Consider the following 19,207-nt stretch of genomic DNA (forward strand, 5'->3'; position numbering starts at 1 on the left):
TCACTCGCGCCAGCGGCGGAACACCAGTGAGGTGTTGATGCCACCGAAGGCGAAGTTGTTGCTCATCACGTACTCGGCCTGCAGGTCGCGGCCCTGGCCCGTGATGAAGTCCAGCTGGCCGCAGCGCGGGTCGACCTCGGCCAGGTTGAGGGTGGGTGCGAACCAGCCGGCGCGCATCATCTCGATGCTCAGCCAGGCCTCGAACGCGCCGCAGGCGCCCAGCATGTGGCCGACGTAGCTCTTCAGCGAGCTGATCGGCACGCGGTTGCCGAACACCTGCGCGGTGGCCTGGGTCTCGGCAATGTCGCCGTGGTCGGTGGCGGTGCCGTGGGCGTTGACGTAGTCGATCTGCGCCGGGGCCAGGCCGGCATCCTCCAGCGCCAGGCGCATGGCCTGCGCCATGGTATCCGCGCTGGGCTGGGTGACGTGCTGGCCGTCGCTGTTGGTGCCATAGCCGACCACCTCGGCGAGGATGGTGGCACCGCGCGCCTGTGCGTGCTCCAGGTCCTCCAGGATCAGCGTGCAGGCCCCTTCGCCCAGCACCAGGCCGTCACGGCCGGCGTCGAACGGGCGCGGGGTGGTCTGCGGCGCATCGTTGCGCACGCTGGTGGCGAACAGGGTGTCGAACACCGCCGCAGCGGTGGCGTCGAGCTGCTCGGCACCGCCGGCCACCATCACGGTCTGCTTGCCGCTGCGGATCGCTTCATAGGCCGCGCCCACGCCCTGGCTGCCCGATGTGCAGGCACTGGACGTGGTATAGACGCGCCCGGACAGGCCGAAGAACACGCCGATATTGACCGGCGCGGTATGGCTCATCATCTTCAGGTAGGTGGTGGCGCTGATGCCGTCGGTGGTGAACTCGTTGAGCATGCGCCCGAACTCGCCGGTGGCCTCGTGGCTGCCGGACGAGGAGCCGTAGGCCACGCCGGTACGGCCGCTGCGCAGCACCGGATGCTCGTGCAGGCCGGCGTCGCGCAGCGCCACCTCGGTGGCGCGCACCGACATGATCGCGACCTTGCCCATCGAGCGGGTGGTCTTGCGGTTGTAGTTCGGTGGCAGCTCGAAGTCCTGCGCCGGTGCGGCCAGCTTGGTGTTCAGCCCGGCATAGACATCCCACTCGGGCATCGCGCGCACCGCATTGCGGCAACTGCGCAGGTGCGCCTCGATGGTCGGCCAGTCGTGGCCGAGCGGGCTGATGGCGGCGGCGCCGGTGACCACCACGCGACGATCGGCGGCCATCAGAGCATGCCCCCATTCACCGAGATCACCTGGCGGGTGATGTAGCCGGCCGGTTCGGACAGCAGGAACGCCACCGTGGCCGCCACTTCGTCGGGACGGCCGACACGGCCGGCGGGAATCAGCTTGAGTGCGTGTTCAACCACTTCGTCGTTGAGCATTTCGGTCTCGATCAGGCCCGGGGCCACGCAGTTGACGGTGATCTGGCGGCTGGCCAGTTCCAGCGCCAGCGCCTTGGTGGCACCGATGATGCCGGCCTTGGCAGCACTGTAGTTGACCTGGCCGCGGTTGCCGGCCAGCCCGGATACCGACGACAGGGTGACGATGCGCCCCGGCCTGCGCCGCCGCACCATCGGCATGATCAGCGGATGCAGCACGTTGTAGAAGCCATCCAGGTTGGTGTGGATGACCTGGTCCCAATCGTCCGCTGACAGCGCCGGGAAGGCACCATCACGGGCGATGCCGGCATTGCAGACCACGCCGTAATACGCGCCATGCGCCTCGACATCGGCCTCCAGCACGGCGCGTGCCTGCTCGCGGTCAGCCACGTCGAACATCAGCACGCGGGCCTGCTGGCCCAGTGCGTGGATCTCGGCCATCACGGCCTGTGCCTCTTCCAGGCGGCTGCGGCAATGCACCACCACGTCGAAGCCATCGCGCGCGATGCGCAGCGCAATGGCCCGGCCGATGCCCCGGCTGGCGCCGGTCACCAGCACGCTTCGATTCCCTGTCATGCCTGTCCACTCTCCAGATAGGCCATCGCGTCGGCCGGTTCGAACACCGACACGTTGGCTGTCGCCCATTCTTCATCACCTGCCAGGATGCGGCAGGCGAACATCCCCAATCCATTGTCACCCAACAGCTCGCAGCGCGCCTGTACGCGCAGCCGCGACCCGCTGGGGAAGCTGCTGCGCGGGCTGCTGTAGCGGCGGCTGCCAAGCAGGAAGCCCAGCTGCGGCGGCCGGCCGGCCGTGCGCGCGCGGCAACCGGCCCAGGCCGCGATGGCCTGTGCCATGTATTCGATGCCGACCCAGGCGGGCACGCCGCCATCTTCCACGAACAGCCCGGCCCCGGGCACCACCAGTTCGGCTTCGATGGTGTCCTGGTCCCAGTGCGTGATGCGCTCCAGCAGGCACATGTCCTGGCGGTGCGGCACCACGTCTTCGATCGCGTACAGCGTATTCATCGGCGCTCCAGTGCCAGCACGGCATTGCTGCCGCCGAACGCGAACGAATTGCTCAGCACCCGTTGCGGCGGCTGCGCCATGCGGGTGCCCGGCGCCACCAGCGGCAGTACCGGCAGCGCCGGGTCGGCGATGCCGTCCCACCAGTGCGGCGGCAATTGCTGCTGCGGGTTTTCGGCCAGCAGGATCCAGCACAGCGCCGCTTCGATCGCTCCCGAAGCGCCCAGCGTGTGGCCGGTCAATGGCTTGGTCGAACTGGCCGGCACGCCGTTGCCCAGCACCTGCGCGACCGCCAGGCCTTCCATCGCGTCGTTGTGGCCGGTGGCGGTGCCATGCAGGTTCACATAATCCACCTCGCCGGGTCGCCAGCCGGCGCGCTGCAAGGCCTGCTGCATTGCATCGATGGCCCCCAGGCCCTGCGGGTCGGGCGCCGACATGTGATGGGCGTCGGCCGATTCGCCCCAACCGGCCAGGCACACCGGGCCGGGTTCACGGGTGAGCAGGAACAGTGCGGCGCCCTCGCCGATGTTGATGCCGGCGCGGTGCTGCGAGAACGGATTGCAACGCAGGGCCGACACCGATTCCAGCGCGCTGAAGCCGGCCACGGTGAAGCGGCACAGCGAATCGGCGCCGCCGGCGATCACCGCATCGACAATGCCGGCGCGCAGCATGCGCGCGGCCGACATCAGTGCCTTGGCACTGGACGAGCAGGCAGTGGACAGGGTCCACGCGGGTCCCTGCGCGCCACTGCGATGGCGCACGAACTGCGCGGCCGTTCCCATTTCCTGCTGCGCGTAATCGAACCCGGGCGGCCACTGGCCCTGTTCGGCGTGGGCACGCAGTGCCTGCTCGGATTCGCCGATGCCCGAGGTGCTGGTCCCCAGCACCACCGCCACGCGTTCAGCGCCATGGCGGGCAATGGCTGCACTCACCGCCGGGGCGATCTGCGCGAGTGCCACGTCCAACAGAGCGTTGTTGCGCCCACGCAGGGCCACCGGCAGGTCATCCAGCGTGGGCAGCGGCGTGCGCACTTCGCCCAGGGCCAAGGTGCGCCCCGGCAGCAGGCTGTCGTTGTCGCTGAGCCCGCCCGGCGCATCGGCGAACAGCGCCGACGCTACTGCGGCACGGCCATCGCCCAGTGCGCAGACCACGCCCATGTCGTTCAGGTAGATCGGTGCACTCATCGGTCCGGCCCGGCCATGTCGATCGAGTCGATGCGCAGCGCATAGCCTTCGGCGCGGTTGTCCAGCTGCACGCTGCCATCGTCCAGGCGCCGCAGCTGCAGCCACACCGTGCCAGCGCGCGACAGGCTGCGCTGCTGGCCGTCATCACTGACCTGCCAGCCGGCCGGCAGCGCGGCGGCAATGGCCGAGGTCGGCCACAGCGCGAACTGCAGGTCATCCAGCACGCGTTCGGCGCGCACTTGCGGCGGCAGCCATGGCGCGCGCTGCTGGGTCAGCTGCTGGCCGTCCCATTGCAGGCGCACGCCGGTCTGGCCCATCGCCTGCACCGCCAGCTGAACCTGCTGCGCATCGGCCTCCAGCAGTGCGTCGAGGTCGCGCTCATGCGTGCCGAAGCGGAAATGCAGCTGCTGCTGCAGCGCCAGCGGCGCCGGCAGGCTGGCCGGTGACAGGCGCAGCGGCGGCAGTTCCACCAACGGCTTCGGCATGCGGCCGGCACAGGCAGCCAGCAGCAGGCACAGCAGCAGCGCAGGCGCATGGGCAATCAGGCGCCGCACAGCTGCTCCAGCACGCGCATGCGGCGGCCGCTGTCGTCGGCCACGTAGGGGTTGTTGGTGTCCCAGGCGTAACCGGCCAGGATGGAACTGATCATGTCGCGGACTTCCGGCTGCTGCTGGGGATGGTAGATGATCTTCTGGAAGCCGCCTTCGTACCAGCTTTCGACGAAGCGGCGGAAGGTCTTCACGCCGGCGCGCAGCGGAATCGAGAACTCGGCCTCCCAGTCGACCGCTTCACCCGCGTAACGGCGCTTGAGGCATTCGCTGGCCAGCTGCGCGGACTTGAATGCAATGGTGACGCCGGATGAGAACACCGGATCGAGGAACTCGCCGGCGTTGCCCAGCAGGGCATAGCCGGGACCCCACAGCGAACGGACGTTGGCCGAATAGCCGGTGATGCGCCGCACCGGCAGCACCGCCCATTCGGCGTTGGCCAGCAACCGGGTCAAGTTGGGGTCCTCGCCGACGATGGCCTGCAGCTTCTGCAGGTCGTCGCCCTCATAGCGTTCGAAGAATAACGGCTCGGCAACCACGCCCAGCGAGCAGCAGCCGTTGGAGAACGGGATCGTCCAGTACCAGACGTCGATGTGTTCGGGGTGGGTGGTGATCAGGATCTTGTTGCGGTCGAAGTCCGCCTCGGCCGGGATGTTGTCGCGCACGTGGCAGAAGATCGCCCCGCGCACCGGGAAGTTGGATGGTGACTCCAGGTCCAGCAGGCGCGGCAGCAGCCGCGCGAAGCCCGAAGCGTCGAGGATGAAATCGGCCTCGATGCGGTATTCGCTGCCATCCGGGCGGCGCACCGTCACCGCCGGCTGCTCGCCCGGCTCGACCGCAAGCACTTCATCACCGAAACGCAGCGTGGTACCCATGCGTTCGGCACCCCGGGCCAGCACATTGTCGAAGTCGGCGCGCTGCACCTGGTAGGTGGTGCCCCAGCCCGGCGAGAACTTCTTCCGGAAATCAAACGCGGTGCGGGCGTTGCCATGCACGAACGCGGCGCCGTTCTTGTACTGGAACCTGGCTTCGACCACATCCTGCAGCAGGCCGGCGGCTTCGATGTACTCCATGCTTTGCGGCAGCAGGCTTTCGCCGATGGAGAAGCGCGGGAACGCCTGGCGCTCCAGCATCAGCACCTGGCGGCCCTGCTGGCGCAGCATCGCCGCGGCCACGGAGCCGGCAGGGCCGGCGCCGATGATCAGGATCTCGGTACGTTCGACAGCATCCACAGCAGTATTCATCGGTGCGTCCTTGTTGCTCGATCAAGTGGAAGAAGGAAAGTGGGAAAACAGGGGTCAGGCCGGCGGCAGATCGTGCGGCGCCGGCCGGAACAACGGCGAGATCAGCCACACCAGGCCGATGCCGAACAGCAGGGTCAGGCCGAAGGCGCGCAGTGCCGGCGTCTGCGACAGGCCCAGCAGGCCGAACGACAGCCAGGTGCTGGCCGCGCCCACGCATACCGCGAGCCACGCGCTGGCATCGCCACGATGCTCGATCAGGAAGATGCCGTAATCGATGCCCATGCCCAGCAGCAGCATCAGCGCCAGCACATTGAACAGCTGCAGCGGCTGGCCCAGCAGGCCGAGGATGCCCAGGGTCAATGCGCTGGCGATCAGGGTCGGTGCGAACACGCGCCAGGCCTGGCGTCGGTAGCGCAGCCACAGTGCGCCGAATACCAGCACGATGCCGACCAGCAGCAGCCCACCCATCAACTTGCGGTAGTGGCCCAGCAGCTTGGAGAAATCGGCGGTGCGATCCACCCAGCGCACGCCCGGCAGGCCTTCGGCGGCCCCTCGCAGGGTCACCAGCGCATCGGCTTGCGACAGGTCATCGACCATCACCACGCTGATCATCTGCCCACCGACGCCGCCCACCCACAGGTGACGGAACGGCCGCGAAGCCGGCGAGGCAAGGAATGCTTCGGCGGTCAACGGCGTGGCGGCGAACGCCGGGCGTGGCAGCGGTTCGCCGACTGCATCGGACACCGCCTGCAGCACGCCGGGTTCCACCTTCGCAGTCAGCGCGGCATCGGCCTGCTGGCGCGCCGGCGACGGCAACCAGTCGCTGATCGCGCGGTAACCCCCGATGCGCTGGTCGTGGGCCAGTGCCCGCAGTCGTTCGGTCAGGGCCTCCTCACGCTGCAGCAACTGCGCCGCATCGGCGCCCTGCACCAGGTAGAACTGCGCTGGGCTGGGCATGCCCAGCAGCTGGCTCAGGCGGATCTGCTGGGCCATCAGCGCCGGCGGTGAGGACTGCAGGCTGCGCAGGTCATCATTGCTGTGCAGGCGGGCAATGCCGATGGCGGAGATCGCCAACGCCACCAGCATGAAGGCCGCCAGTGGACGGCGGCCCTGCAGGCGCGGGAAGCGATCGAGCGTGTTGCCCAGCCACCGCGAGAAGCGGGTCTGCCGGATCTCGCCACCATCCAGCCAGGGAAACCAGAAAATCACCGTGAGGAAGGCGGCCGCCAGGCCAACCACCGAGAACAGCGCCATCTGGCGCAGGCCCGGGAACGGCGCCAAGCCCAGCGCCAGGTAGGCCAGCGCGCTGGTCAGCAGTGCCAGCCACAGGCCGGGCAGCAGGTGCCGCAGCAGCGTCCAGCGGCGATCGGCCGGCGCGGCCTGGCGCGAGGCGAACCAGTGGATGCCATAGTCCTCGGCCACGCCCACCAGCGACGCGCCGAACACCAGGGTCAGCACGTGCACCTTGCCGAACACCAGCACGGTCACCGCCAGCGCCACGCCACAGCCGATCAGCAGCGACGCAGCGACCAGCAGGATCGGCCGCAGCGACCGGAAGGCCAGCCATACCAGCAGCAGCACTGCGGCCAGCGAACCCCAGCCGATGGTGTTGATCTCCCTGTTGGCCTGCACCGCTGCCGCCTCGGCATGCAGCGGCACGCCGGCATGCAGGATTTCCAGCTCCGGCGCGGTCCTCCTGGCGGCCTGCCCGGCACGCTCCAGCAGGCCATCCAGATGGCGCTCGCCGTCAAGCTGGAACGCCGAGCCCGGCGTATCGAACTGCAGCACCGCCCAGTGCCTGCCCTCGGCTTCGAGCAGGCCGTCATCACCCAGCCGCAATCCCGAACCCTGCGCCTGCTGCTGCCACCACTGCGGCCACAGCGACAAGGGGTCCTGCCGCCAGTCGGTCAAGCGCGGCGCGCCCATCGGCCCGTACAGGGCTGCCAGTGCCTGCGCGGCCAGCTCGGCGGGTTGCGCCTGCTGCAGTTGCTCGCGCTGGGCCGGGGTCAACAGGCGGTCGCGGTACGGCGCGTAGAACGCGCGCGCCTCATCGAACCAGCCTTCAATCGAGCCGCTGGGAACCAGCAACGCGTGATCGGCGTCGTTGGCCATGGCCGCAGCAAAAGCCGCCTGCGCGCGCTTGGCGGCGGTGCCGTCCCTGCTGCCAAGCAGCACCACCACCTGCCGCGAACTGCCGTCGGCGATACGCCGGGTCACGTCGCTCAACAGGCGGTCGTGCGCATCCTGCGGCAACAGCGCGAGGATGTCGGTGTCAATCCGCGATGCCTGGCTCCACAGGTGCCACTGCTGCGCACCCAGTACCACCAGCAGCACCAGCCAGGCGATGCCCAGCCAGTGCCACCAACGCCGCAGCCGGTCCGGTGCGCTCGCTGCCACGGCCTTACTCAAAGCGGCGTGCCTCGTCGGCGCTGAGCGTGGCCGGCGCTTCGCTCATAGCGCTGAACTGGATCTGCGTGCGGTCATTGTTGGCCTCGACGATCTCGACCTGGCGCACGTAGCGGTCGCCCCGCAGGGTCAGCGACTGGAAGGCCTTGGCCAGCACCGCGGACTTCGGCGTCAGGCGCAGCCGCCAGCCCTGCCCTTCACGGTTGGCGGCGACGTTGAACTGGCTGGACAGCGCCTGCACGTCGCCACTCATCAACGCGAACATGATCGCGTTGACCGACCGCATCGCCGGCTGCTGCCGTGCATCGAGCTCGACGCGGGTGCTGCCGTCGCGCTGGCGGCTGAGGATGCGGTCGGCAGTGACCACCACCTCGGAGGGGAAGGGCTTGAGCGTGGTCCAGATCACGCCATGCCGGTGCGCGACCACGAACTGGCCCTGCGAGCGCAGTGGGTTCCTGAAGCCACTGACCTGCTTTTCCTGGCTGAACTGGCCACGCAGCACGTCCGGCCGCGCTACGGCCTGGGTGACCGCATCGACGGCGGGGTCGGCTGCCTGCACCAGGGGTGCGGCAACGAGCAGCAGCGCGCACAGCAGCGCGCGCGGAAGACGGGCAGGCAGATTCATGGCGCGGGCACTCCCAGGCGTTCCCACAGCACCGGTGGGCACTGGTACTGCATTTCCTTGCTGGCAGCGTCCACCGCGACCTGGATGGTCATTGCGCGGGTCAGCACCTGGCCGCTCTGTGCATCGAGGATTTCGTACTCGATCTTCAGCCGGTTCTCCCATTCGACGATGCGCGCGACCACGCGCAGCGCCTGGTTGAACAGCAGCGGGCGCACGTATTTCACCCGCGCATCCACCACCGGCCACAGGTAGCCCGATTCGAGCATCTGCGGGTAGTCGTAGTTGTAACGGCCGAGCAGCGCGCAGCGCGCGATCTCGAAGTACTTGAAGTAGTTGCCATGCCAGACCACGTTCATCGGATCGCAGTCATGGAAGGCGGGGGTCAGCGCAATCTCGCCGACCCGTTCGATGGCCTCATTCACCGGCATACAGCTCCCAACGTTGCGCGCGGATCTCCACCAGCAGTTCCCGCAGTTCGCGATCCAGCGCGCGGTCTTCTTCGACCAGGGCGATGCGCTGCCCCAGGTCGGCGTACATGTCGGCCAGACTGCCATGCAGCTGCGCGTTCAGGCCAACCCGTTCGCGCAGCGCCAGGCCCTGGCGGGCAGCGATCAACATGGCCGCCACCACCTGTTCAGTCAGCTCGATCACGCGCAGGCAATCGCGCGCGGCAATGGTGCCCATGCTGACCTTGTCCTGGTTGTGGCATTCGGTGGAACGCGAGAACACGCTGGCCGGCATAGTCTGCTTCAGTGCTTCTGCGGTCCACGCCGACACGCTGATCTGCAACGCCTTCAGCCCATGGTTGATGGCCGCGCGCGGGCCGGTGGCCGCCGACAGGTTGGCCGGCAGGCCATGGTTGTAGCGGGCGTCGACCACCAGCGCCAGCTGCCGGTCGAGCAGGTCGGCCACGTTGGCCACGGTGTTCTTCAGGGTGTCCATCGCAAGCGCGATATGGCCGCCGTAGAAATGGCCCCCATGCAGGATGCGCTCGCCATCGGCGTCGATCAGCGGATTGTCGTTGGCACTGTTCAGTTCAGTTTCGATCAGCTGGCGCAGGAACGGCAGGCTGTCTTCCAGCACGCCGATCACATGCGGCGCACAGCGCAGCGAGTAGCGGTCCTGCAGGCGCTGTTCATTGCGCGGCGGGCGCTCGCTGTGCAGGTCGCTGCGCAGGCGTGCAGCGATGCGACCCTGGCCAGGATGCGGCTTGGCCGCGAACAGCGTTTCATCGAAATGATGCGCGTTGCCATCGCTGGCCAGCACGTTGAACGCGGTCAGGCGCGTGGCCATGCGGGCCAGGTAATCGGCGCGCTGCCAGGCCAGGCAGGCCAGGCCGGTCATCACGGCAGTGCCATTCATGATCGCCAGGCCTTCCTTCGGCCGCAGCCTCAGCGGGGTCATGCCGATCTTGGCCAGCACCCCGGCAGCCGGCTGCACGCGGCCGTCGTGCAGCACCTCGCGCTCGCCGCACAGCACCGCCGCCACGTACGACAGCGGCGTCAGGTCGCCGCTGGCGCCGACCGAGCCTTCGGCCGGGATCAGCGGCAGCACATCGTGCTGCAACAACGTGGCCAGGCCCTCCAGCAACGGCACGCTGACACCGGACATGCCCTGCACCAGCGAGGCCAGGCGGGCAGCCAGCACCGCGCGGGTCTCGACTGGATCCAGGTAACGGCCCAGGCCGCAGCCGTGGTAGGTGTAAAGATGGTGCGGCAGCTCGGCCACCAGCGCCGGCGGAATGTTCACCGTGCACGAGTCGCCGTAGCCGGTGGTCACGCCGTAGATCACGCCGTCCTCGCGCAGCAGGCGGTCCAGGAAGCCGGCACCGCGCTGGATGTGTGCGCGGAACGCCGGCGCTTCGCTCAGTGCGGCCTGGCGCTGGCGCTGGGCCAGCGCCACTACGTCTTCGATGGTCAACGGTGCTTCGCCGAAGCGGCACACGGGTACGGTGTCAGTCGTCATGCGGGGCCTGATCCCAGAAGGGGAAGAAATTGAACCAGTCCAGCGGGGACTGGATGACCTGGCGTTCCAGCCAGCGCGCGAAGCGCTGTGCCTGCTCGCCCAATGCGGCATCGCGCGAACCGCGCGGCAGCACGATACGCTCGGCGAACTGCTCGAACGCCACGCGGTAGCCGTCGCCCTCATGCAGGCAGGCCATGGTGTAGACCGGGCAGCCCAGCGCAGCGGCCAGCACGTAGGCGCCGATCGGGAAGGGCGCGCGATGGCCGAGGAAGTCGGCATCAACGCTGCGGCCGCCGTGCACCGGCGTTCGATCGCCGACGATGGCGACGAAGCCGCCGCTGGCCACGCGCTCGGCCAGCTTCACTGCGGTGGCCGGGCCCATTCCGGTGACCTGTACCAGCTCCACCGCAGCCAACGGATCCAGCCGCTGCAGCAGGCGGTTGAAGCGCTGCGCGTGCGCGGTATGCACCAGCACGGTGATGCGGAAGCCCGGCACCTGCTCGGCCAGCACCTGGCACAGTTCCAGGCAGCCGATGTGCGCGGTGAGGATCAGCCCGCCTTCGCGGCGCGCGATCTTTTCCAGCATGAGGTCGCGCTGCAGCTGGATGCGTCCGGCCGGATAGCGCCCGCCCAGCCCGAGGATCTTGTCCAGCATCGTGTCGGCGAAGGCGAAGAAGTGGCGCAGGCTGTCGCGGCGGGTCGGCGCGCGCCCGAGCACGCCGCTGTGTGCCTGCAGCCGTTGCAGGTACTGCAGGGACGCCTGGCGGCCGACGCGGTTGCCCAGCCAGTGGCAGGCCACCACCGGCCACGCGCACAGGCGGAACGGCCAGCGCCCGAACCAGCGGTGCACCCAGCACAGGAACAACACGCCGGCCACCGAGGTGGATTCGCCGATCTCTGCCCAATGCGGAGCGTGCTGCGCGCGCGCCATCTCAGCGCTGCCCCTGCAGCCGGTTCCACAGCAGGCGCGGTGCGCGCCGAAGCATGCCGAAGAACAGGCGCGTGTGCATGCGGCTGATGCGCACGTTGTCGCGCCACACATCGAAGTGCGACACACCGTCGGAGGGATAGGTCACCCGCGTGGCCAGATGTTCGACCGGCAGTTGCCGCCAGTACAGGCGCACCATGATCTCGGTATCGAAATCCATGCGCCGGCCGATGGTCTCTTCGCCGGCCAGGCGCAGCACGGGAGGCAGTGGATACACCCGGAAACCACACATGGTGTCGCGCAGGTGCAGCGACAGCGTGTTGATCCAGACCCAGATGTGGGTGGCGTAACGACCGTACAGGCGCGCCTTGGGCACGCTCGCGTCGTAGGCCGGGATGCCACAGATCACCGCGTCCGGATGGGCACGGGCCGCCTCGATGAAGCGTGGCAGGTCACGGGTGTCATGCTGGCCGTCGGCATCGATCTGCAGCACGTGGCTGTAGCCGCGCGCGCCGGCCTCGGCAAAGCCGGCCAGCATCGCCCCACCCTTGCCCTGGTTGATCTCCAGGCGCAGCAGGTCGACCCCCTGGCGCTGTGCCAGCGAACGCAGTACCGCCGCGCAGGAGCCACGTGAGCCATCGTCGACCAGCAGGCAGGGCAGGCCAGCCGCCTGCACGCCATCGACCACTGCTGCGATGGCGTGCTCGTGGTCGTAGACGGGAATCACCACCAGCGGCGCGAATGCGGCACCGGCAGCCGCCGGGTCAGTCCGCATCGGCAAACACCACCCTGCCGCTGGCATGCACGCCGTGGCGGGAGGTATAGCGGAACGACAGCACGTTGCGCGTCGCGTCCCAGTCCAGCTGCAGCGTCAGTTCATCGCCCGGTCGGGCCACATGCTGGAACTTCACTGCGTCCATGCGCAGGAAGGCGGCCGGCATCGTGAACGCCTGGCGACCGAACCGCACTGCCCAATCCAGCTGGGCCACGCCCGGCAGGATCGCCGCCTGCGGGAAATGGCCCTGGAACGGCCGCAGTGCCGGGTCGAGGGTCATGCGCAAGGTGGCGCTGGCGGCATCGCGGCGATCCCATTCCGGTACCGGCATCAGGGGTTGGAACAGGGCGGCCAGTGCGGCCTGGGTGACCTTGCCCTGTGCATTGATCGGCAGCGCCTGCACCAGTCGCCAGCGGCGCGGCCGGGTCACCGCATCATGGCCCTGTGCCAGGCGCGCGCCCAGGCGCTGGCCCAGCGCGCGGCGCGCGGCGTCACCCGCGTCCAGCAGCGCCGGATCGGCCGGCACCACCACCGCCGCCAGCTGCTCGCGCTGGCCGGGCAGCACCAGCACGCGCGCATCCTCCACTTCGGCGTCTTCGCGCAGCGCGCGCTCCAGCGCATCCAGCGAGACCCGGCGTTCTTCGATCTTGACGATGCGGTCGGCGCGGCCCAGCAGGCGGAAGCAACCATCGGCCAACGCCTCGACCCGGTCCTGGGTGCGCCACCAGCCAGGGCATTCCAGATGCGGCGAGGCCACGGCCAGGCAGCCGTCCTCGATCCGCCACTGCACGCCCGGCAGCGGTTGCCAGGGCGGTAGATCGCTATCCCAGCGGCGCCAGGCAATGCCACCGGTCTCACTGCTGCCGTAGACCTCGGTCGGTGCCACGCCCAGCCACTGCCGCACCTGGCGCGCCGCCGCTTCCGGCAGCGCCCCCCCGGAGGAGAACACCGCCCGCAGGCGGCCATGCAGGCTGGCCCAGTCGAGCTGCTCGGGCAGGCGCTTGAGGTGGGCCGGCGTGGCCACCAGTACCGTATCGGCGCCGGACAATGCCCCCACCAGGTCCTCGTGGAAGAACCGGCGTGGCTGGATCAGGCGGCCTGCAGCCAGTGGCCACAGCACCCGGAACAGCAGGCCATAGATGTGCTGGTGCGAGACCGTGCCGTGGACCTGCACGCCGTCCAGCTGCGCGCCGAAGGCCGCCTGCAGCGCATCGATCTCGCGCGCGAGCTGGTCCATGCGCTTGTTGATCGCACTCGGCTGGCCGGTGCTGCCGGAGGTGAACACGCACAGCTCACAGCTGCGCTCGTCCAGCACCTGCAGCGCACCGTCCACCTCCGGGGCCGCAGGCGGGGCCGCCAGCGGGCGGTAATCGGCCGGAACATCGCCGGCGAAGCCGCTGACCTGGGACTGCAGCAGCTGCAACGTGGCGGGCAGGTTGTCCGCAGCCAGGAACACACGCTTGCCGGCATGCCAGGCGCCGAACAGCGCCGCAGCGAACGCCACGGCGTCATCGAAATACAGGGCCCAGTCGCGGCCTTCGGCTGCGGCGAAGGCGTTGCGCCAGGCCAGGGCCCGCTGCCGGAACCGGGCATGATCGACTTCCTCGCCGTCACAGATGCCAACGCTGCGCTGCGGCCGTGCGTCCAGCAGCAACCGGTCCAGGGCGATCCACTCAGCCATGGGCATGCGCCGCCTTCACCCGCCGCCGTACCAGCCACTCACCTGCAAACAACACACCCATCATCACGTATGCCAACAATCCGTTGTAGAGCATCCAGACCCGGTCCGACGCGTACAGCGCGGTGAGCAGGGCCAGGCCACCGTTGAGAACGAAGAAACCGCACCAGACCTGGGTAACGCGGCGGGTATAGGCCAGTGCAAAGGCGGGCAACTCCGGCTCCTGCAGCCGCGCCAGGCGTTCCACCAACGGCGGGCCGAAGCGCAGGCTGGTGCCGAAGACAACCAGCATCACCGCGTTGACCAGCGCCGGGTACAGCTTCAACGGCAACGCCTGGTTGAGCACCGTGGCCAGCACCGCCAGCAGGCCGGTGCCGGCGGCAGCGGCCCACCACAGCGGCTGGCGCGTACTCAGCGCACGCAGCAGGGCCAGGGTGAACAGCAGCAGCGAGAGCCAGCGGGGCTCGAAACGCCCCATCGCCAGGTACACCAGCAGCGGGTAGGCCAGCGAAAGCGCTGCCACCACGACCGTGCGTGCGCGTGCCATGGTGGCGCTGCGACCGGCGCTGGGGTCAGGCCGCGGCCTGATCCGGCAGCAGGCCGTGCACGACATCAACGATGTCCTGCACTGTGCGCACGGCCTTGAAGGCCTCCGGCTGCAGGTTGCGACCGAGCAACGGCTTGAGCTGTACGATCAGGTCGACCGCATCGATGCTGTCGATGTCCAGGTCGTCATACAGGCGGGCCTCCGGGGTGATCCGGGCGGTTTCAATCTCGAAGCTCTCGGTCAGGATGCTGACGATGCGCTCGAACAGTTCATTCTTGGTCATGGCTATTCCTGGCGCCGTTACGACTGGCGGGCGGCGACGAACTCGCCGAGCGCGCGCACGCTGGAGAAATGGCGACGGGTTTCTTCCGAATCGGCCGAGAGGCTGACACCGTACTTCTTCTGCAACGCCAGGCCCAGCTCCAGCGCGTCGATCGAATCCAGGCCGAGGCCCTCGACGAACAGCGGCGCGGTCGGATCGATGTCCTCCGGCGTGATGTCCTCCAGCGAAAGGGAGGAAATGATCAATTCCTTGATCTCGTGCTCAAGTGCTTGCACGGGGCGGATCTCCAGACAGGTCGAAATAACGAGAAAGGTGCTCGGTGACGCGGCGCGCCGCCAAGGCATCCCCCCTTGGCGAGTCGTCATCGGCCAGGAAGGGCGCGATCGGGATATCTTCGCCGATCTGCAGCCGAACGTGAAAGCGACGTGAGGGTACACGATACCACTTCTGGCCCTTGGTCAACGTGGGCGGGGTACAGGTAATGCGTACCGGGGTGATGTCCAGGCGGCCGCGCACCGCGATGTTGGCCGCCCCGCGCTGCAGCCGAGGCGGCTGGCCCGGCACGCTGCGGGTGCCCTCCGGGAAGATCACCAGGGTGCCGCCGGCGCGTACCGCCGCCACGCAGTCATCGACCAGGCCGGCGCCGTCGTCGTTGGCGATGTAGCCGGCCGCCCGCACCGGGCCGCGCATGAATGGGTTGCAGGCCACTGCCCGCTTGACCACGCAGTCGGCGTTGGGCAGCAGCGAGATCAGGCAGACCACGTCGATCAGGGTCGGATGATTGGCCAGGACCAGCAGGCCGTCGCGCCGGAGGCGCTCGCCGCCCTCGATCTCCAGGGTCATCACGCCCAGGGTGCGCATCAGCCACAGGTGGCTGGCGAACGCGGCCTGCACCACGCGGCGGGCACGGCGGCGGCGGGCCACGGGGTCACGCATCAGCAGCAGCATCGGCATCACCAGCACGCCCAGCAGCAACCCGCCCACGCCGAATGCGGCGAAGCTCAGCCCGGTACCCAGCACCCGCCAGGCAAGATCGAGGCGGCGCAGCGCCTCACCCACGGCGCCCCCAGCGCCAGCGCTGGCCCTGGGTGACATGCTCGAGCGCCGAGGCGCCGGACAACAGGAAGCGGTGCAGGTCCAGTGCGTGCGGCAGGCTGGCCGGCGCAGTGCCGGCCTCGACTTCGGCCGGCTGCCACTGCAGCGACAGGGTCGGCCGGCCCTCGCTGGGCGCGGTCAATCGCCAGCACCATGCGAAGAACGGGTCGGGTTCGTCGGCGAACGTCTCGTAAATCTTCGGAAGCGGCGACTCGTAAACAACCACCCGCACCTCGCGGGCGCCGTCGGCCAGCAGGCCCGCAGCCTCCAGGCAGGCGCTCTCCACCGTGGCCTGGCCGGCGGCCAGGGCCAGGTAATTGCCGCGGTGGCCGCGGGCAATCGAGTACAGCGCGGCGATCGCATTGTGCACCGACAGGCCGAATCCGGTCGGCGACAGTGGCTGGTCGTCAACCAGCGCACCCAGCAGTTCCATCGACCGGGCCACGTCCCCGTGGCGACTGGCGAACACCAGTGGCACCGCACTGTCGGCGCCCTGCCCGTCCTCGCACCAGCACGCGGCCTGGATCGCCATCCGGCCCAGCCGCTCGATGCGGCGGCGCTGCATCGCCGGCACCTCGGCCAACGCCGGGGTGTCCACGCCCTGCGGGAGGTAGGGTGCGTCGGCCCAGCCCAGCCACTGGCTGCGCTCGCTGAGGCCGGGCGCCCAGGCCGCCCAGTCGACGATGGAGAATTCGATCATTTGGCGATGGTGCTTCAATGGGAGAACGATAGGCACGAGCCGTTACGGCGACGCGCGGCGGCCCCCCATTCCTGCAGCCGTGCGTCCGTCCAGGACGTCGCCGGCTGCCCCCTGGCCGCCGGAAAGGAGCGCACGCTAGCACGTCCTGCACGGGGTGTGCAGGTTTCACATTCCTCAACGCGGCCCTGTCGCAGCAGTGGGCCTGCCGCCGCCGCGATCAGTGGTAACCGGTGTCGGCGCGCACCTTGCCGCGGAACACGCGGTACGACCATGCCGTGTAGCCGAGGATGACCGGCAGCAGAATGGCCAGCCCGGCCAGGGTGAAGCCGAGCGAGGAAGCCGGCGCGGCGGCCTGCCACAGTGTCATCGAAGGCGGCAGAAGGTAAGGCCACATGCCCAGCACCAGGCCGAGGAAGCCGAGCACGAACAGGGCCAGGCTGAGCAGGAACGGCGGCAGGTCGCGGCGCGGATGGGTGGCACTGCGCCACAGCGCGGCGGCTACCGCCAGGGTCAGCAGCGGAACCGGCGACAGCCACCAGAAGTTGCCGTCGCTGAACCAGCGGTCCATCAGCCGCGAATCGAGGAACGGCAGCCAGCTGCTGACCAGGCCCATGGCCGCGATCACCGCCACCACCAATGGCCGGGTCAGCTGCCGCGCCAATGCCTGCACGCGCCCTTCCGTCTTCAGGATCAGCCAGGTGCTGCCCAGCAACGCGTAGCCGGCCACCAGCGCAGCACCGGTCAGCATCGCGAACGGGCTGAACCAGGCGAACGCGCCGCCGTGGTAGGCGCCGTCCACCAGGGGGATGCCCTGCACCAGCGTGCCCAGGATCACGCCCTGGGCGAAGGTCGCCAGCAGCGAACCGAGCCCGAATGCCACGCTCCACAGCCGGCGCGAACGATGCGCCTTGAACCGGAACTCGAAGGCCACGCCGCGGAACACCAGCGCTACCACCAGCAGCAGCACGGGCAGGTACAGCGCCGACAACAGCACCGCGTAGGCCTTGGGGAAGGCCGCCAACAGGCCAGCACCGCCCAGTACCAGCCAGGTCTCGTTGCCGTCCCAGATCGGCGCGGCAGTGTTCATCATCAGGTCCAGCTGTTCCTCGTCCTCGGCGAACGGGGCGAGGATGCCGATGCCGAGCACGAAGCCGTCCAGCACCACGTACATCAGCACGCCGAAACCGATCACCGCGAACCACGCCACCGGCAGCCAGGTCATCAGGTCCATCTCAGCGCTCCTCCAGCGGTTCGTCGGCGGCCGACAACGGACGTGCCGGGGTGTGGCTGCCATGGTCCAGCGACGGCCCCTCGGCATACGGCTGCGGCCCATGGCGCAGGATCTTCACCAGGTACCAGATGCCCCAACCAAACACGAAGGCGTAGCCGGTCACGTACACAGCCAGTGACAGCGCGGTCATCCACGCGCTCTGCGGGCCGACCGCGTCGGCAGTGCGCAGCACCCCATACACCACCCACGGCTGGCGCCCCATCTCGGTGACGAACCAGCCCGACAGCAGCGCGATGAAGCCACTGGGCAGCATCCAGTTCCAGCCGCGCAGCAGCCATGGCGAGTCCAGCAACCTTTTCCGCCACAGCTGGAAGGCCGACACCCACGCCAGCAACAGCATCAGCGTGCCCAGCCCGACCATGATGCGGAAGGCGAAGAACACCGGCGTCACCGGTGGACGCTCGCTGGCCGGTACCGAGGTCAGCGGATCGAACGTGCCGTCCAGCGAATGGGTGAGGATCACGCTGCCGAGCTTCGGGATGGCCACTTCGAAATCGTTGCGTTCTTCCTTTTCGTTGGGCAGCGCGAACACCACCAGCGGCACGCCCTCGCCTTCCTGGGTTTGATGCCAGTGCGCTTCCACCGCCGCGATCTTCATCGGCTGGTGCTTGAGCGTGTTCAGGCCATGCATGTCGCCGACGAAGATCTGCACCGGCACGGTCAGCGCAGCGAATGCCACGGCGGCGACCAGCATGCGCCGGCCCGCTTCCACGTGCGTGCCCTTGCGCAGGTACCACGCACCGACGCCACCGATCACGAAACAGGTGGTGATGAACGAGCCCAGCGCCATGTGCGCCAGCCGGTACGGGAACGAGGGGTTGAACACCACCTGCCACCAGTCCACCGGATGCACGATGCCGTTCACCATCTCGTAGCCGGCCGGCGTGTGCAGCCAGCTGTTGGACGACAGGATCCAGAACGTGGAGAACAGCGTGCCCAGCGCCACCATGCAGGTGGAGAGGAAATGCAGGCGCGGCGAAACCCGGCCCCAGCCGAACATCATCACGCCGAGGAAACTGGCTTCGAGGAAGAACGCGGTCAGCACTTCATAGGTCAGCAGCGGGCCGATGACCGTACCGGCGACCTCGCTCAGGCGTGGCCAGTGGGTACCGAACTGGAACGCCATGACGATGCCGCTGACCACGCCCATGCCGAACGACACGGCGAAGATCTTCTGCCAGAAGAAATACAGTTCGCGCCACACGGGCAGCTTCGTGCGCAGCCAGCGCCATTCGATGAAGGCCAGCCAGCTGGCCGTACCGATGGTGAAGGCGGGGAACAGCACGTGGAAACTGATGACGAATCCGAACTGGATCCGGGACAACAACAACGCGTCCAAGGGACGCCTCCTGCCTGCGACCGGTGGGATACCGGACCACTTTAGGAGGATTTCGTTAAGCGGGGATGCGACCGGGTGACGCGCTGCTTCACTTTGTCGCAGTCGGCAATCGCCACGCTGGGCGCCGTGAGGTGCTGCACGCCTGGACAGATCCTGTCGTCCCGGCTGTACCTGCCGGCT

The 19,207-nt window shown here is 68.6% G+C and carries 20 protein-coding genes; all 20 read right to left on the minus strand.

Annotated features, from left to right (window positions below; genetic code table 11):
• The 20 genes from A9K58_RS05355 to A9K58_RS05450 all read right to left on the minus strand — a co-directional run bounded on the left by A9K58_RS05355 (position 1) and on the right by A9K58_RS05450 (position 19,027).
• Positions 1-1,239, minus strand: a complete 1,239-nt coding sequence (locus A9K58_RS05355) for a beta-ketoacyl-ACP synthase (RefSeq protein WP_065198361.1) — start codon at positions 1,237-1,239, stop codon at positions 1-3.
• On the minus strand, positions 1,239-1,970 hold the full coding sequence (locus A9K58_RS05360; RefSeq protein WP_065198362.1) for a 3-ketoacyl-ACP reductase FabG2: 732 nt from the start codon (positions 1,968-1,970) through the stop codon (positions 1,239-1,241). The genes A9K58_RS05355 and A9K58_RS05360 overlap by 1 nt, the downstream gene beginning before the upstream one ends.
• A complete protein-coding gene (locus tag A9K58_RS05365; RefSeq protein ID WP_065198363.1) occupies positions 1,967-2,422 on the minus strand; it encodes a hotdog family protein in 456 nt (151 codons plus the stop codon). Before A9K58_RS05365 ends, A9K58_RS05360 begins: the two co-directional genes overlap by 4 nt.
• Positions 2,419-3,603, minus strand: coding sequence for a beta-ketoacyl-[acyl-carrier-protein] synthase family protein (locus A9K58_RS05370; RefSeq protein WP_065198364.1), 1,185 nt, complete (start codon positions 3,601-3,603; stop codon positions 2,419-2,421). Before A9K58_RS05370 ends, A9K58_RS05365 begins: the two co-directional genes overlap by 4 nt.
• Entirely contained in the window at positions 3,600-4,157 is a 558-nt protein-coding gene (locus tag A9K58_RS05375; RefSeq protein ID WP_065198365.1) for a DUF3261 domain-containing protein, read from the minus strand. The genes A9K58_RS05370 and A9K58_RS05375 overlap by 4 nt, the downstream gene beginning before the upstream one ends.
• Entirely contained in the window at positions 4,145-5,395 is a 1,251-nt protein-coding gene (locus A9K58_RS05380) for an NAD(P)/FAD-dependent oxidoreductase (RefSeq protein WP_065198366.1), read from the minus strand. The genes A9K58_RS05375 and A9K58_RS05380 overlap by 13 nt, the downstream gene beginning before the upstream one ends.
• Before the next feature lie 54 nt (positions 5,396-5,449).
• Positions 5,450-7,804 (minus strand): MMPL family transporter, encoded by a 2,355-nt coding sequence (locus tag A9K58_RS05385; RefSeq protein ID WP_065198367.1) that lies wholly within the window; start codon positions 7,802-7,804, stop codon positions 5,450-5,452.
• Positions 7,797-8,426 (minus strand): outer membrane lipoprotein carrier protein LolA, encoded by a 630-nt coding sequence (locus A9K58_RS05390; RefSeq protein ID WP_065198368.1) that lies wholly within the window; start codon positions 8,424-8,426, stop codon positions 7,797-7,799. The genes A9K58_RS05385 and A9K58_RS05390 overlap by 8 nt, the downstream gene beginning before the upstream one ends.
• The gene (locus tag A9K58_RS05395; RefSeq protein ID WP_065198369.1) at positions 8,423-8,854 is read right to left on the minus strand and encodes an acyl-CoA thioesterase; all 432 of its coding nucleotides are present in this window, start codon (positions 8,852-8,854) and stop codon (positions 8,423-8,425) included. Before A9K58_RS05395 ends, A9K58_RS05390 begins: the two co-directional genes overlap by 4 nt.
• Positions 8,841-10,391: an HAL/PAL/TAL family ammonia-lyase gene (locus A9K58_RS05400; protein WP_065198370.1), complete on the minus strand. Its 1,551-nt coding sequence runs from the start codon at positions 10,389-10,391 to the stop codon at positions 8,841-8,843. Before A9K58_RS05400 ends, A9K58_RS05395 begins: the two co-directional genes overlap by 14 nt.
• Entirely contained in the window at positions 10,381-11,322 is a 942-nt protein-coding gene (locus A9K58_RS05405) for an LpxL/LpxP family acyltransferase (RefSeq protein ID WP_065198371.1), read from the minus strand. Before A9K58_RS05405 ends, A9K58_RS05400 begins: the two co-directional genes overlap by 11 nt.
• 1 nt (position 11,323) lies before the next feature.
• Complete coding sequence (locus tag A9K58_RS05410) at positions 11,324-12,094, minus strand: glycosyltransferase family 2 protein (RefSeq protein WP_065198372.1); 771 nt, start codon at positions 12,092-12,094, stop codon at positions 11,324-11,326.
• Positions 12,084-13,775 carry an ApeI family dehydratase gene (locus tag A9K58_RS05415; RefSeq protein ID WP_065198373.1) on the minus strand — a complete coding sequence of 564 codons (1,692 nt, stop codon included), beginning with the start codon at positions 13,773-13,775 and terminating at the stop codon, positions 12,084-12,086. The genes A9K58_RS05410 and A9K58_RS05415 overlap by 11 nt, the downstream gene beginning before the upstream one ends.
• Entirely contained in the window at positions 13,768-14,319 is a 552-nt protein-coding gene (locus A9K58_RS05420) for a COG4648 family protein (protein WP_065198374.1), read from the minus strand. The genes A9K58_RS05415 and A9K58_RS05420 overlap by 8 nt, the downstream gene beginning before the upstream one ends.
• A gap of 25 nt (positions 14,320-14,344) precedes the next feature.
• Positions 14,345-14,602, minus strand: coding sequence for an acyl carrier protein (locus tag A9K58_RS05425; RefSeq protein ID WP_065198375.1), 258 nt, complete (start codon positions 14,600-14,602; stop codon positions 14,345-14,347).
• A gap of 17 nt (positions 14,603-14,619) precedes the next feature.
• Positions 14,620-14,877: a phosphopantetheine-binding protein gene (locus tag A9K58_RS05430; RefSeq protein ID WP_005411610.1), complete on the minus strand. Its 258-nt coding sequence runs from the start codon at positions 14,875-14,877 to the stop codon at positions 14,620-14,622.
• A complete protein-coding gene (locus A9K58_RS05435; RefSeq protein ID WP_065198376.1) occupies positions 14,864-15,661 on the minus strand; it encodes a lysophospholipid acyltransferase family protein in 798 nt (265 codons plus the stop codon). Before A9K58_RS05435 ends, A9K58_RS05430 begins: the two co-directional genes overlap by 14 nt.
• Positions 15,654-16,397 carry a beta-ketoacyl synthase chain length factor gene (locus A9K58_RS05440; protein WP_065198377.1) on the minus strand — a complete coding sequence of 248 codons (744 nt, stop codon included), beginning with the start codon at positions 16,395-16,397 and terminating at the stop codon, positions 15,654-15,656. The genes A9K58_RS05435 and A9K58_RS05440 overlap by 8 nt, the downstream gene beginning before the upstream one ends.
• Before the next feature lie 217 nt (positions 16,398-16,614).
• Positions 16,615-17,628: a cytochrome d ubiquinol oxidase subunit II gene (cydB, locus tag A9K58_RS05445; RefSeq protein WP_065198378.1), complete on the minus strand. Its 1,014-nt coding sequence runs from the start codon at positions 17,626-17,628 to the stop codon at positions 16,615-16,617.
• Between the two features lies 1 nt (position 17,629).
• Positions 17,630-19,027 (minus strand): cytochrome ubiquinol oxidase subunit I, encoded by a 1,398-nt coding sequence (locus tag A9K58_RS05450; RefSeq protein ID WP_065198379.1) that lies wholly within the window; start codon positions 19,025-19,027, stop codon positions 17,630-17,632.
• Between the last annotated feature and the right edge of the window lie 180 nt (positions 19,028-19,207).

This window comes from Stenotrophomonas maltophilia (assembly GCF_001676385.1).
Classification (GTDB): Bacteria; Pseudomonadota; Gammaproteobacteria; order Xanthomonadales; family Xanthomonadaceae; genus Stenotrophomonas; species Stenotrophomonas maltophilia_J.

Coding starts and splice junctions, on each gene's coding strand:
- A9K58_RS05405 (WP_065198371.1), bottom strand. CDS start 11,322: ATGGCGCGCGCGCAGCACGCTCCGCATTGGGCAGAGATCGGCGAATCC.
- A9K58_RS05380 (WP_065198366.1), bottom strand. CDS start 5,395: ATGAATACTGCTGTGGATGCTGTCGAACGTACCGAGATCCTGATCATC.
- A9K58_RS05420 (WP_065198374.1), bottom strand. CDS start 14,319: ATGGCACGCGCACGCACGGTCGTGGTGGCAGCGCTTTCGCTGGCCTAC.
- A9K58_RS05415 (WP_065198373.1), bottom strand. CDS start 13,775: ATGGCTGAGTGGATCGCCCTGGACCGGTTGCTGCTGGACGCACGGCCG.
- A9K58_RS05390 (WP_065198368.1), bottom strand. CDS start 8,426: ATGAATCTGCCTGCCCGTCTTCCGCGCGCGCTGCTGTGCGCGCTGCTG.
- A9K58_RS05410 (WP_065198372.1), bottom strand. CDS start 12,094: ATGCGGACTGACCCGGCGGCTGCCGGTGCCGCATTCGCGCCGCTGGTG.
- A9K58_RS05360 (WP_065198362.1), bottom strand. CDS start 1,970: ATGACAGGGAATCGAAGCGTGCTGGTGACCGGCGCCAGCCGGGGCATC.
- cydB (WP_065198378.1), bottom strand. CDS start 17,628: ATGGACCTGATGACCTGGCTGCCGGTGGCGTGGTTCGCGGTGATCGGT.
- A9K58_RS05395 (WP_065198369.1), bottom strand. CDS start 8,854: ATGCCGGTGAATGAGGCCATCGAACGGGTCGGCGAGATTGCGCTGACC.
- A9K58_RS05440 (WP_065198377.1), bottom strand. CDS start 16,397: ATGATCGAATTCTCCATCGTCGACTGGGCGGCCTGGGCGCCCGGCCTC.
- A9K58_RS05370 (WP_065198364.1), bottom strand. CDS start 3,603: ATGAGTGCACCGATCTACCTGAACGACATGGGCGTGGTCTGCGCACTG.
- A9K58_RS05400 (WP_065198370.1), bottom strand. CDS start 10,391: ATGACGACTGACACCGTACCCGTGTGCCGCTTCGGCGAAGCACCGTTG.
- A9K58_RS05365 (WP_065198363.1), bottom strand. CDS start 2,422: ATGAATACGCTGTACGCGATCGAAGACGTGGTGCCGCACCGCCAGGAC.
- A9K58_RS05425 (WP_065198375.1), bottom strand. CDS start 14,602: ATGACCAAGAATGAACTGTTCGAGCGCATCGTCAGCATCCTGACCGAG.
- A9K58_RS05355 (WP_065198361.1), bottom strand. CDS start 1,239: ATGGCCGCCGATCGTCGCGTGGTGGTCACCGGCGCCGCCGCCATCAGC.